The sequence below is a fragment of the Halobacillus mangrovi genome (assembly GCF_002097535.1).
In the GTDB taxonomy this organism is placed as follows: Bacteria; Bacillota; Bacilli; order Bacillales; family Halobacillaceae; genus Halobacillus; species Halobacillus mangrovi_A.
Window position 1 is genome coordinate 1025734 of record NZ_CP020772.1, and the last position, 13895, is coordinate 1039628.

The window sequence follows — 13895 nt, forward strand, 5'->3', positions numbered from 1 at the left end:
AAAAAATAAGTCTTCTATAAAAAAGGTCAAAAAAATCCTCTCACAATCTAGTGAGAGGATTTTTTCCTTCATTAATATAGCGCTCTGTATAGGAATACAGCAAATTCACTACGTTTTGTTTCAGCCCATGGCTTGAATGTACCATCTTCATAACCAGTTGTGATTCCGCTGGCCGCTAGAGCTTGAATAGAATCGTAAGCCCAGTGCTCGCTGGAAACATCATCGAAGTCAGAACCTGATCCGCTTAGACCGAAGGCTTTATCAAATAGAGCAGCAATTTCCTGACGAGTAATGTCTTGTTCAGGCTTGTATGTGCCGTCTTCGTACCCGTTGATGTACCCTGCTTTAGCTGCAGCGTTAATGTACTTCTCTGACCAGTGACCATCTGTATCAGAGAATTGATCGCTTGTAGACGTACCCAAATCTAGTGAAACACTCAACATTTTTGCAACTTCACCACGAGATACTTTGTTATCAGGCTTGAAGTAGTCTCCGTCGTACCCGTTGATGATGCCTTGCTTACTCATATATTCGATCTCATCTGCTGCCCAGTGACTGCTTGCAACGTCGTGGTATTCACCAGTTGGAAGCGGTTCTGGATCTGTTGACTCAGCTGCTACCTCTTCAATGACGCGGCGTGCACCGACCATGCGCTCGCCCCAGTAACGGTCAGGCGCAACAGATGCAACCGTGATGTCATCGCGAGGGTTCTCAGCAGAAATCATTTTGTTGTTACCTATGTATATACCTACATGACCAATGGCTCCGCCATCATAATAGTTAAAGAACAATAGGTCTCCTTTTTGTAATTCCGAACGGCTAACACGGTGACCGTTGCTCCACTGTCCGCTGGAAGAACGATTCAAATCAATTCCGACTTTTCCAAATACATACTGCGTAAAACCAGAGCAATCAAATCCGGATGGGCTTTCTCCCCCATAAACATATGGTGAACCGGAGTAGTCAAACGCAATATCTACTACTTGGTCCCCGATCCTCTGACCTGCAAAAGATGTAGGTGCAAATAGTAGAAAAACCGTGGCAAATGCGACCAATACCGATGTAACTCTCTTCATCAAAGTAATACTCCCCCTGTAAATTTTGTGTAATACCTATTTCTTCCTCGTAATCCTTTTCAAGCTTATCACAACATATTTCGTCACGAGTTTACATTTATGTAACAATTAAGTTTCATAGGGTTTACTTCTGGAGAGAAACGGGTAATAGCGCTGGTTTAGACCCATTGAAACTATTAAATTTCTTTCATTTTTAATGAATTTTCTTACATGGATAAGTCAAAATTTTTAAAAGACGGTCAAAAAAGAACGATTATAATCGTATATTTTCGATAAATGCCGACAAAAAAATCTAGTATCTCCTATTTTTCTTTTATATTTTCTTCAATAATCAATAGATTACTGCTATAATAGCTTTTGTTACAAAATGGTGAACAAAAGATTTCAGATTCCTCGTAAGACTCCGATATAAAACAGTAGAAAAAGCCCCACCTGAGAGGATTAGCTCTAACAGATGGGGCTTTTATTTGAGCGGTCAGACACTTGAATCTATTGAACTAGAATGGGTAACAACGTCCTGTTTTTTGTGAAGAAGATTTGTCTGATTGTATCTTTTTATCAATAAACGTACATAAGGTGGTTGAGAACAATGGAGTATGTTTATGGAAAGAGGTCATATGACTAAGAAAATTTTAATTGTCTCTCAGAACTTTTACCCGGAAATCGGCAGCGCAGGGAACCGCATAAAAAATATCTATCTTCTTTTAAAAGAAAGTGGATACGATGTGGACGTATTGACGACAGATCCAACATACCCGAATCGAAAATTCTATGAAGATGAGTCCTTCTGGGATCATGAGGAATTGAATGAAACATCGGATGTGACGAGAATAAAAATCCGTAATCGGAAATATTCCAGAAGCTTTTCCAACCGACTTTACTACTACTTAGAAATGGCTTCGAAAATGGTCGGCAATATTTTCAGAAGCAAAAAGAAATACGATTATGTATTTACGACATCTCCTCCGATCTTCATTGCCGTTGTCGGCTTGCTGGCCAAATATAAGTTTGGCGCGAAGCTCATCCTTGATATCCGCGATTTATGGCCAGACTCTCTGAAGGGCGTCGGTGTATTTAATTATCCGTTCATCATCAATTTCTTCCACAAGATTGAAAAGGTTCTTTATCGTAAAGCAAATGAAATCATCGTTAATAGTAAAGGCTTTATTGATCACATTACTGACCAAGAAGAAAATGTACAGGAAAAAATGACTTATGTACCTAATGCAGCAAGAGAACATGAAATCTCTCAATCGAAGTCTGATTCTGAATCGTTCAAAGCGATTTATGCAGGGAATTTAGGACTTGCGCAAGACAATGAAATGCTCCTGCATTTGGCAGAAAGAATGAAAGAAAGAAATGTGAAGTTAACGATTATGGGATATGGCTACTACAGCCACAATTTGAAGGATGAAATGGAAGGACGCGGGCTTGATAATGTGAATTTTGTTCATCCGCGGACGAGAAATGAATGCTTCAAATTGATCTCTGAGCATCAGGTTGGCATCGTTACACTAGTCGATAAGGATGTCTTTAAAACCGTTTTGCCAGGCAAGATCATCGATTACATGACATGCGGAGTTCCAATTGTCGGCTCTGTTGCCGGTTTCTCCAAACAGGTCATTGAAGATGAAGATGCTGGCTTCGTATCAGAAACAAAAGATGCTGATGATCTCATTGTCTACGTAGACCGATTGAAAAACGATGCGTTACTTCAGAAAAGGATGAGTAAGAACGGGACGAAATATGTAAGAGAACATTTCCTTTGGGAGAACAACATTCAGTCTCTATTAAGCTTGATGGAAGCACGTAAAGAGAAAGTACCAAATAAATTACGTAAGGTTGAACTCTAATGAACAAAAATGTTTGTATGTTTGTATGGAATCACTTCACGAATGATGCGAGAGTACTGCGTGAATGCACGGCACTGTCGGAGCAGAATTATAAAGTAGATTTAATTTGTATTCACGACCCTAAAGAAAAGGACCTTCCCATGTATGAGGAAAGGAATGAGAACTTCAGGGTTTTTCGTGTGCGGAGATATCCGCCGCTGCTGCAGTTTATGCAGAAAGTCTACAGACTCCTCATGAGAAACAAAGGACTAGGTGCGCTTGTCTTCTTATTATGGTTAGCTTGTCTTTATTTAAATCCTATTTTGGTTGGCGCGCTATCACTAGTTTCTTTTGGTTTATTGAAAACGAAAGTCCGAGTTTTATGGATCAGGGGAGAAATCATTGTTCGAATGATAGTAAGAGGATTCCAAAAGAATTATCAATTCTATCATTCGAATGACCTCAACACATTACCCCAGGGCTACATATGCTCAAAACTTAGACTGAACAAGAAATCATTAGTCTATGATTCTCACGAAGTGCAAACGAGTCGTACGGGTTATGAAAGTGGATACCATGCGAAATTAGAAGCTTTTCTTATTAAGAAAATCGATATGATGATTGTCGAGAACCATACACGTGCTCAATACAACGAAGACTTGTATGGGTTTTATCCCCATGTCGTCCATAATTACCCTTTTAAACAGGAAGATAAACCTACAGAAGAGACTATTGATCTACGAAAGTTATTAGGACTGCCTGAAGACGAAAAAATTTTACTCTACCAGGGAGGTATTCAGACAGGCAGAGGATTAGAGAAACTGGTAAAGGCTGCTCCGCTTTTTAAAGAAGGAACGCTCGTCTTTATCGGTGATGGAAAGATTAAGCATGAACTTGAAAACATGGTTAAAGAAATGGATTTAGGCCATAAGGTGAAATTCCTTCCTAAAGTTCCGCTTGAGGATTTGCCAAAGTATACGAGAAATGCTTACCTCGGGTTTCAAGTTTTGAATAACGTTTGTTTTAATCACTATTCAGCTTCGTCAAACAAGCTTTTTGAATATATGATGAGCGGTGTCCCGGTTGTTGCCTGTAGCTTTCCGGAAATCAAACGAGTCGTTGAAGGTGAGAAAATGGGGATTAGTGTAGATTCTCATGATTATGAGGACATTGCCAGAGCAGTTAACGATCTTGTTATGAATCCTGAAAAACGACACGAGCTCAGCAAAAATGCGTTTGAAGCTAGAACAAACTATAACTGGGATGTTGAAAAAGGTACGTTCACAAAGATCTATCATAGTGTAGGCTGAAAACTATTAAATTCATAACACTGACGGAGTGAGAAGGAGTTATAGAATGATAAAGACACCACTAGACCGAGTGACGGAAGCTTATGAAGGGAATATGGGAGAAGATTTTAGAAGGAAGACCCGAAGCCGAGTGAACTGGATTGTCAACCAGGTGAAGGGAACGAAGGTTCTGGATATTGGTTGTTCACAAGGAATCATTCCCATAATCCTCGGCCGGGAAGGAAAAACGATTGATGCGCTGGATATCATCAAGGAATCGATCGACTATGCAAAAGAACAACTGAAAAACGAGCACACCTCTGTACAGGAAAACATTAATTTCAGAGTCTCTAATTTCATGACAGAAACGGAGTTAGAGGGGCAGTACGAAACGGTGCTGATGACAGAAGTGCTAGAGCATATTTCTGACCCGGAAGGCTTTTTAAAGAAGGTTCATGATCACTTGGCACCAGAAGGTCGTCTAGTGGTAACGGTCCCTTTCGGCATCAACGATTACTTTGATCACAAGCGAACGTATTTCCTGACGAATTTAGATGAACACCTCTCCGAGTACTTTACTGTAGAGAATTTCGAATTCCTCGGAGGTTGGACAGGGGTAGTTTGTACAAAGAAATCCACCTCTAAACGGAGAGGGGATAAAGCTTACTCTGTACAAAATGTTAAAAAACTGGAAAGCTCTTTCTATGAGGTCCAGCGTCAATTATTAAATAAGGTTGAAGACCTCCAAGCGACCTTGAAAACGAAGAATGATTATATAAAGAGGTTGGAGAATCAGAGAAAAGAAAAGGACGAGAATAGATCACGAGAGCTTGAGCAGAAAAATAAAGAAATTGAAACGTTAAATGAACGGCTCATGGATTTCGCTGGAGAACTGAAGAAGAAAGACAAATTTATCCGAGAGCAACAGAAATCCAACAATGATCTTCTTAGTCAGCTTCAGGACCTGGATAAAACGATAGAATCTGCTAACAAAAAAGTAGAAAGCCATTTTATAGCTGAATCTCGCAAACTAGAAAAAGAAAGCAGTCAGAAAGATAAAGAAATTGCTGAACTTAAGCATCAATTGAAAGTTTATCAATTTAAAGAAGAAAAACACCAAGTTTCTCATATATCGAAAGATCAACGAATAGCAAAGCTTGAAGAATCTATCGCGTTAAAAAATGATCAGATCGAAGAGCTTAAAGAATCTCTTTCCTCGAGAGACGATCATATCGAAGAACTAAAGGTTTCTCTAGATACAAGAGACCATCAAATAGAAGCACTCAAGGATGAACTGCTAGAAGAAATTACGCAAACGTCCACTGAAACGGAAACCGATGATCGAGAAGAAGCAGTTAATATTGATCCTTTATTGAAGCAGATCCAACGTCTGAAATCAGATCTAAGCAACAGTTTGGATAATGAAGAATCGGCTCTTCAGCAGCTGATAAAAGAAATAGATGAACGGACGGCAAATGAACACAGAGTGGAAAGTGCAGAGAGAAAGCTTGCCAATGTTGAGCGGAAATATCTTGCTCTTAAGAATTCAAAATTAGGAAAGCTGACCTTAAAGTACTGGAAGTTCAGAAACAGAAGAAAGGCCTAAAGGAGTCATACTATGATGAACAGAACTGAGATCTTAAACAGATTGCAACAAGTCAGAAAACAGAAGAAAGAACTTGATACCGAGCAAGCTATTTCTTTGCCAACAAAGACTCATCAGCCACCTGTTTCTAACTTCAAGGATGGTGTCAGTGTGATCATCCCCACCTATCAAGGGGAAGAAGTCATTGAGAAGTGTTTAAACTCCCTTCACCGACAGACCTTAGCAAAGGAATTGTTTGAAGTCATTATCATAATGAATGGAGAGAAAGACTCGACAGAATATCTCATCCAAAAATTCATGAAACGGAACAATATGAATAACATTTCGATGACTTATTCATCGATTGCTAGTGCTTCTTCTGCCAGAAATATTGGAATTAACCGGGCGAATAGAAAGTATAGCCTCTTCTTGGACGATGATGATTATCTTTCTGATAACTATTTAGAGAAGATGTTAAGTTACGCAACACCAGAGAATATCGTCTATTCCCAGATTGTAAACGTCGATGCTCAAGGGAAGATTGATGCGGAAAACCCGATTAATAAGCAGATTAAAAAAGCAGCCGAACAAAATAAGAATGACTTTCCTTCGTTAAGCATGGTGGCTACAATTAATGCGTGTAAACTTGTTCCTACACATGCGGTGAAAAAAGTTAAATATGATCACACCCTTAAAAGCGGGGAAGACATCGTTTACTTCATGGACTTATTTGTGGAGAATGATTTGGACTTCAAAGTAGCTCCTATCGAAGATGAAGTTATTTACTTCCGTGTCCTGCGTGATAACTCTGTTTCAAGGCAAGGCATGACGTTTGACTTTTTCATTAAACAGCGTTTGGATGTTATCGCATGCTTAGACCGTATGCTCGGGAAAACGGAGGATAAAGCGAAGATCACGTTTATTAGACAGAAAATCCATGCTCAGTCCGCGTTTTTGAACCGGTATTTGAAAGAGAATAGGGACGAGAGAGAGCAAGTCATGGAGGAAATTAAAAAACGTGAGTTGTCCTATATCCCGTACCCAATCATCAACCGCGGGCTGGCTAATAAACTAGTTATCTCTTATTGCTTCCCTCCGTACGTTGATACCGCGGCAAATGTGATGGCGAAGCGGATTCGGAACATGGACGAAGTGGTCGATGTTGTTTATAACAAAATGGATAAGGTCAGGAAAAGAGATGACAATGTCAGCCACTTAGTCAATGATTTAATTGAGGAACGAATTGAGATTCCTTCTTATCCGAGTTTCTCAAATTGGAAAGCGATTGATCATTTTAGTGATCTAGCTTCTAAGAAGATCAATGCAGAAAAGAAATATGACGAGGTTTACAGTCGGGCGATGTGGCCAGGTTCTCATATTCTGGCTTACAAATACAAAATAGAAAACCCAGAAGTAAAATGGGTCGCTGAGTTTTCGGATCCTTTACTGCTTGATATTCATGGTAAAGTAAGAGAGGCAAAAATCGAAGATGAAACTTTCCTTAAACAGGCAAACAAATTGATTAAGAAGCGCTTTAACCTGCCATCTGTTAAGGACAGCAATCTGTTTCTCTGGTGTGAATACTTGCCGTACCTTTTTGCAGATGAACTTGTGTTTACTAACGAAAACCAGTTAAAATACATGATTGATAGTTTCCCTATCCAACAGGTGAAAAAGATCGTCATGGAAAAGGCGGTCGTGTCGGCACATCCACAAGTCGATCATAGTTATTACGAGTTAAAGGAAGCGGCCTATCAAGTGGATGAAGACTATGTGAATTTCGCTTATTTCGGGAACTTCTACAGTACTAGAAACCTGGATGATCTATTCGTCGGTCTTGAAAATGTAAGTCAAACGGTAAGAGACCATGTGAAGCTGCACATCTTTACGGGCGATCCAACTCCGCTGAGAGAAGATCTGAAGGGTAGCGAAATAGAAGATCATGTTGAGGTTAACCCTTATGTAAGCTATACAGAATTCCTGAATCTTACAACGAAGTTTGACTGCCTTGTTGTGAATGATGCAAAAACGAAAGATAGTAAACCGTTAAACCCGTATCTGCCTTCCAAACTGAGTGATTATATCGGAAGCGGAAGTAAAATATGGGGTATCTATGAAGAAGGCAGTATCCTTAGCAGCTATCGATTAAGTTATAAGTCTGAGTTAGGAAATATCGAGCAAGCAACTGGAGTTTTTGAAAAAGCTGTAAATGAAAAGAAAGATTTACTCGTAACCGTATAATATATGAGGTTCTCTGATGTATTACGTTTTTTAAAATCAGCACGTTTTGAATTGAACATTACATCACGAGTTGCTTAATTACAGGAGGAAATTGACATGAAAATCAGTACAATTGGATTGGGATATATTGGTCTTCCCACATCTGTAATGTTTGCCAAATATGGAGTAGAGGTCGTAGGCGTGGATGTGAACCCATCCGTCATTCAATCCTTGAACGAAGGTCAAATTCATATCGAAGAGCCTGGCTTGCAAGAAGCTTTGACCGAGGTTGTAGAAAAAGGGAACTTCAAGGCATCCACTCAACCAGAAAAATCCGATGCCTTTATCGTAGCCGTTCCAACTCCGAACATGGATGATGAACATAAATCATGCGATTTGACTTATGTAAAGGATGCAGTTAAAAATACGATTCCTTATCTGGAAAAAGGAAATGTGCTTATTGTTGAATCTACGATTGCCCCAAGAACCATGGATGATCATGTGAAGCCGTTGATTGAAGAAGCAGGCTTTGTGATTGGAGAGGACGTGTACCTTGTCCACTGTCCAGAGCGTGTTCTTCCTGGACAAATTATGCATGAATTGATTTATAACAACCGTATCGTAGGCGGAGTAACGCCAGCATGTACAGAAGCAGGAGCAAAAGTGTACGAGACGTTCGTAGAAGGCGAAATCATCAAGACAAATGCAAAAACTGCTGAAATGTCGAAACTTATGGAAAACACCTATCGAGATGTGAATATTGCCTTAGCAAATGAACTGACAAAAGTGTGTAATGAACTGGATATTAACGCTCTAGATGTTGTTGAAATGGCGAACAAGCACCCGCGTGTCAACCTTCACACACCTGGACCTGGAGTAGGCGGCCACTGTCTTGCAGTCGATCCGTACTTTATTGTGTCCAAAGCACCAGAAACGGCCCAGTTGATTAACCTGGCCCGCTCTGTCAATGTGTCCATGCCGGAATATGTGGTCGGTAACGTACACAAGCTGATGAAAAATGTAGACGGTAAAACAGTGACGGTATTTGGTCTTGCTTACAAAGGAAACGTTGATGATATCCGTGAAAGCCCTGCTATGGAAATTTACGAAATGCTTAAAGAACAAAGTAACTTTGAAGTACGTGCCTATGACCCGCATGTCACTGCAGATATGGTGGAAGCAGATTTAGAGACTGCCGTAAAAGGCTCTGATTTAGTCCTTATCTTAACGGATCATAACGAATTCAAAGAGCTGGACTGGAACCAATTAAACTCTATGAACAACGTGCAAGTGTTCGATACGAAAAATGTCGTCTCCAATGCCACAGATGAGGTGCAGTATATTAATTTTGGCAATCTCCATAAATATACGAAGAAAGAACATGTATTGGTATGACGTCGGTCTTTAAAATTTTTAAAGAACAATTTCTACATCTCCCTTTAATATTGAGACTCGCGATCTACGATATTAAAGGGAGCTATCAAATGCACTATTTAGGCATTCTCTGGCAGTTTATCAATCCTTTAATTCAAGTGTGCGTCTATTGGTTCGTCTTTGGCGTTGGCTTAAGGCAAGTCGGGACTGTCGGAGATACCCCTTTTATCGTGTTTTTGTTATTAGGGTTAGTCCCGTGGTTCTTTATAGCTCCCACGATTATTCAGGGATCGAATAGTGTATACAGCAAAGTAAACCTCGTATCGAAAATGAAATTCCCTGTCAGTGTCCTTCCATCGATTACGATCCTTGGAAACATGTTTAATTTCTTTTTGATGCTGGGAATCTTAGGAGTCGTTCTCTTTTTCTATGAGATCAATCCGGGGATTTATATCCTGCAGCTACCTTACTATATTGCGAGCTTATTTATATTTTTATTTGCCTTTACTTTGTTATCGAGCACGATCTCTGCAATCATTAGGGATTACCAGTTAATGCTTCAGTCTGTTGTTCGTATGTTGTTTTTCTTGACCCCGATTTTCTGGAGTATAAAGAGCTTTCCTGAAACGGTTCAAAGTATCATTAAGCTGAATCCTTTAGCTTATATTGTATCGGGATTTAGGGATACGTTCTTAGCACAAGGGTGGTTCTTTGAAGACTGGCAGTATATGCTTTATTTCTGGTCCCTCACCTTTCTTGTACTGGTGATCGGTTCCATGCTGCATGAGAATTTCAAAGATAAATTTGTGGACTACTTGTAATATGGAGGCTTACGAAATGAAGCCAGTCGTTAAATTTACAAAAGTATCTAAACGATACAGCTTGTTTAAAAAGAAATCAGATCAGCTGTTAGACATGTTTTCTTTCAAGAAAAATAAAAAGAACTTCAGTGCTTTATCGGATGTCTCTTTTGAAGTGTTTCGCGGGGAAACGATCGGTATTGTCGGGACGAACGGGTCAGGGAAATCAACCTTATCCAATTTGTTAGCCCAGGTGATTCCCCCTTCGTCAGGTATTATCGAAATGCATGGAGAGCCAACCTTAGTAGCCATTTCAGCTGGTTTGAACAATCATCTAACTGGATATGAAAATATCGAGTTAAAATGTTTAATGCACGGAATGAATAAGAAGGAAATCGAAGCGATTACACCTGCGATCATTGATTTTGCAGATATCGGGGACTTTATGGACCAGCCTATAAAGAACTATTCCAGCGGGATGAAATCACGACTGGGATTTGCTATATCGGTGCATATCGATCCTGATATCCTGATTATTGATGAAGCTTTATCCGTTGGAGACTCGACCTTTCATCAGAAGTGTGTGGATAAATTTGCGGAATTTAAACAACAGGGAAAAACGATCTTCTTTATCAGCCACTCTTTAAACCAGGTAAAATCTATATCTGACCGGATGATTTGGATGAATCACGGTCAAATAGAAATGTTTGATGAGACGGAAAAAGTCGCGAAAGAATATAACTCTTTTATCAAATGGTTTAATCAGTTAACCAAAGAGGAGAAAAAAGAGTACAAACAATCAAAGCTTCGTTCGCAGATGGACAAGAGCACGATCGAGACAGACCCTATTAGACGGTTGGAAAAGAGAAAGAAACGTGCGCCTTTTTCATCCATTTTTCAAATCGTACTGTTCAGTCTTTTTGTGATTATCAGTACGCTGCTATTATTTATTGACCAGCCGGTTGAAGCAGTGAAGGATCAGTTTGGATTCTTAAGCAGCCAACAAGCAGCCTCTGAAACAGCAGAAGAAAAAGAAGATAAAGCAGAGGGCCCTGTTGAAATGAAGGAAATCGACCAGCAAGGTGCCATCATCGCTGAATCTTCTGATTTATACAATGAGCCAGAACTTACTTCTGTAAAAGAGAAACTTCCTATTACGACTAAAGTCGATGTAGTAAATCAAATCGGCGATGTATATGAAGTGACCTATGAAGGAGAAAAAGGCTATGTGAAGGCCCCAGATATTCAACTCAGTCCAGGACAAAACGAAATTACCGATCTCACTCTAGACGAATTAGCTCAAGCTTTTCCTGGATCTTTTGCTCAATCCTATGAATATTTCTTTGCTTTTTCTGATTCTGATTATGAGTCTGTCAAATCTACATTTAATGGATTAACAGATGAAACAGAAGATGAATCAGGAAGAAACATTCTACTTTATGAAGCAGATGGCGTAGCTTTTAAGTTTGACGAGGACAACGAAACCGACGAAATTGAAGTGATGAATATCGATGTTCATGATGAAGCCATTGAAGAACTGAAGGATAAAGCTTATCTATCTTCGAACGATGATTCGATCCACTTCATTGAAAATGACAAATTCCAAGTGATTTTGAATGTTGAGGAAGAGACCCTTCAATTTAAAATTAAAAAAGAAAACGAAGAATAATTTTCTTCTTACACAAAAAGCAGCGTGTGGATCATCCGCACGCTGCTTTTTTATCTCCAGAAATAGGGAGGAATGCCCTACTCAGGCTTCCCGTGTATTCTTTCAAATACCGCAGTTACTTCTTTATTTTGATCCATCGTTACTTTGGTGACAGAGTTCGTACCTGATGTACCCCCTTGCCATTTCACAAACTTCCATCCTTTCGCTGGAACCGCCTCAACCGTTATCGATTCACCTTCCTGCGCTGATGTGCGCGATGTATTCACCGTTCCTTCACCGATCACCGACGTAGATAGCGAGTAGGTCTCCGGTTCAGGTTTCTTCTCAAAAATCGCCTGGATCGTTTTATCTTGATCCATGGATACCGTGACCGTAGCTGAAGATCCACTGATGTCTCCACTCCAGCCTTTGAATACCCATCCTTCTTGAGGTTTAGCTGTCAGCTGTACGTTTGAGCCCTCTTTAAATTCATTGCCAGATTGATCTTTTTGAATGCTTCCTTCACCAGAAACACCTGTATTCAGTTGATACACGGCAGGTTCTGGAGCTGGTTCTTCTTCGTCTCCATTATCCTCATTGGTAGTATCCTCTTCTTCTGGTTCAGGTTCTGGCTCTTCTACTTTCGTAAATATGGCTTTCACTGATCTATCCTTATCCATTTTCACGTCTACTGTTGCTGATGAACCTGTAGCCGAGCCTTCCCAGCCTTCAAACTTCCATCCATCGGCTGCCTGTGCTTTTAAGGACACTTCTTCTGAATGATTAAAAGTTGACCCTTGTTTGTCTTTAATGATTTTTCCTTCTCCCGAAACGGACAGTTGAAGGTCATGCGTCGCGCGTTCAAATATGGCGGTTACGTCCATATTCTTCTCGACTTTAAGATTTGCTGTGTTTGAAGTTGTCGTTAAGTCACCATTCCAGCCAGCGAATTTCCATCCTGCACTTGGAACAGCTTTAAGAGAAATTTCTTCTCCAACAGGGAAGGTTTCTTGATTAGGGTAGACTGAAACAGATCCTTGACCTTTGACTCCTGTCTGAACGGTTTTCATCTCTCCGTCCACCAGAAGATCGATTTCTTTCTTATAATCAAGGTAAAGGATTTTCAGGGTGTCTTTCCCTTCCTTTGTAGCAGTTAGTGTATTGGATTGTCCTTTTTGCTCTTTCACTTCAACGGTGCCTTCGGAAGTTGACCATACAGGGGTGATGTCCATCTTCTCGCCAGCTTCGTCCAGTGCTGTTACGGATACGTCCAATGTCTGATCTTTAGCGAGTTTTTCTATTTTCACGGGATCAGTTTTTAACTCGGTTAATACTTGATCCGCTACTTTAAACTCTATCTTTCTTGTAATCGATTCCCACTTCACCTGAAGATTTGTTTTTCCAACTTTCTGAGCTTTAAAAACAAGGGTTTCTTTATTTTTCTTAGGGGTGATCGTACCGACTGTAGTATTCTCAAGCTCCCATTCTCCTTTGAGCGGAATGACATCACCCTCGTCATCTTCCCAGGTGAGCGTAACTTTTCGTTCAAATCCTTTTTGTACAAGCGCACGTTCCGTATGTATCTGAATGTTTGCAACGAATTCCTCATAGAATTTTTTCAATGATTCATCCTTGCTGTTCTGTTGACCTTTCTCAAGAACCTCTAAAGCTTTCGATACATTTTCATTTGCTAGGTAGATTTTAGATAAAAGCTTGTAAAAATCCGGTTCACTCTTTTGTTTATCGATGCCGAAATTTAAGATAGCAATGGCTTCTATATCCTTATCGATGTGCATATAGGATTTACTCAACGCGAGCCTTGCTTCAACGTTAGAGGCATCCATATCCAGAGCTTCATAATATAATTGAATGCTTTCCTTCCACTCCTTGGACTCGTAAGCTTCCTCTGCTTCCTTCAGAACTTCTTCTAAAGAATCAGCGTTGGCCGAGTCTACAGTAAGAAAAATGGCCCCTGCCATAGCCAGGAGTGCGGTAAAAGCTATGATTAAGTACTTCGTCCTCATTCCTCACATGCCTTTCTTTAAGATTTTATAGGTTCAAAAATTTCCTT

General features: G+C 40.0%; 9 protein-coding genes. 7 read left to right on the forward strand and 2 right to left on the reverse strand.

Annotation, left to right across the window (positions count from 1 at the left end; genetic code table 11):
• Positions 1-71: 71 nt before the first annotated feature.
• Positions 72-1076, reverse strand: coding sequence for a C40 family peptidase (locus tag HM131_RS05035; protein WP_085031805.1), 1005 nt, complete (start codon positions 1074-1076; stop codon positions 72-74).
• Between the two features lie 617 nt (positions 1077-1693).
• Here HM131_RS05035 and HM131_RS05040 point away from each other — a divergent pair.
• The 7 genes from HM131_RS05040 to HM131_RS05070 all read left to right on the forward strand — a co-directional run bounded on the left by HM131_RS05040 (position 1694) and on the right by HM131_RS05070 (position 11845).
• Positions 1694-2929: a glycosyltransferase family 4 protein gene (locus tag HM131_RS05040; RefSeq protein ID WP_085031807.1), complete on the forward strand. Its 1236-nt coding sequence runs from the start codon at positions 1694-1696 to the stop codon at positions 2927-2929.
• Positions 2929-4218, forward strand: coding sequence for a glycosyltransferase (locus HM131_RS05045; protein ID WP_085028575.1), 1290 nt, complete (start codon positions 2929-2931; stop codon positions 4216-4218). The genes HM131_RS05040 and HM131_RS05045 overlap by 1 nt, the downstream gene beginning before the upstream one ends.
• A gap of 46 nt (positions 4219-4264) precedes the next feature.
• On the forward strand, positions 4265-5803 hold the full coding sequence (locus HM131_RS05050; protein ID WP_085028577.1) for a methyltransferase domain-containing protein: 1539 nt from the start codon (positions 4265-4267) through the stop codon (positions 5801-5803).
• Between the two features lie 12 nt (positions 5804-5815).
• Positions 5816-8023, forward strand: coding sequence for a glycosyltransferase (locus tag HM131_RS05055; RefSeq protein WP_085028578.1), 2208 nt, complete (start codon positions 5816-5818; stop codon positions 8021-8023).
• Between the two features lie 96 nt (positions 8024-8119).
• Complete coding sequence (locus HM131_RS05060) at positions 8120-9397, forward strand: nucleotide sugar dehydrogenase (protein WP_085028580.1); 1278 nt, start codon at positions 8120-8122, stop codon at positions 9395-9397.
• Entirely contained in the window at positions 9394-10197 is an 804-nt protein-coding gene (locus tag HM131_RS05065) for an ABC transporter permease (protein WP_085028583.1), read from the forward strand. Before HM131_RS05060 ends, HM131_RS05065 begins: the two co-directional genes overlap by 4 nt.
• A 16-nt stretch (positions 10198-10213) precedes the next feature.
• A complete protein-coding gene (locus HM131_RS05070; protein ID WP_157130763.1) occupies positions 10214-11845 on the forward strand; it encodes an ABC transporter ATP-binding protein in 1632 nt (543 codons plus the stop codon).
• Between the two features lie 77 nt (positions 11846-11922).
• Here the strand turns inward: HM131_RS05070 and HM131_RS05075 are convergent, their stop codons facing one another.
• Positions 11923-13848, reverse strand: coding sequence for an InlB B-repeat-containing protein (locus tag HM131_RS05075; RefSeq protein ID WP_085028587.1), 1926 nt, complete (start codon positions 13846-13848; stop codon positions 11923-11925).
• Positions 13849-13895 lie beyond the last annotated feature (47 nt).

Bases quoted from the DNA above. Each gene is read 5' to 3' on its own strand.
- HM131_RS05075 (WP_085028587.1), bottom strand. From the start codon at position 13,848: ATGAGGACGAAGTACTTAATCATAGCTTTTACCGCACTCCTGGCTATG.
- HM131_RS05065 (WP_085028583.1), top strand. From the start codon at position 9,394: ATGACGTCGGTCTTTAAAATTTTTAAAGAACAATTTCTACATCTCCCT.
- HM131_RS05060 (WP_085028580.1), top strand. From the start codon at position 8,120: ATGAAAATCAGTACAATTGGATTGGGATATATTGGTCTTCCCACATCT.
- HM131_RS05070 (WP_157130763.1), top strand. From the start codon at position 10,214: ATGAAGCCAGTCGTTAAATTTACAAAAGTATCTAAACGATACAGCTTG.
- HM131_RS05055 (WP_085028578.1), top strand. From the start codon at position 5,816: ATGATGAACAGAACTGAGATCTTAAACAGATTGCAACAAGTCAGAAAA.
- HM131_RS05040 (WP_085031807.1), top strand. From the start codon at position 1,694: ATGACTAAGAAAATTTTAATTGTCTCTCAGAACTTTTACCCGGAAATC.
- HM131_RS05045 (WP_085028575.1), top strand. From the start codon at position 2,929: ATGAACAAAAATGTTTGTATGTTTGTATGGAATCACTTCACGAATGAT.
- HM131_RS05035 (WP_085031805.1), bottom strand. From the start codon at position 1,076: ATGAAGAGAGTTACATCGGTATTGGTCGCATTTGCCACGGTTTTTCTA.
- HM131_RS05050 (WP_085028577.1), top strand. From the start codon at position 4,265: ATGATAAAGACACCACTAGACCGAGTGACGGAAGCTTATGAAGGGAAT.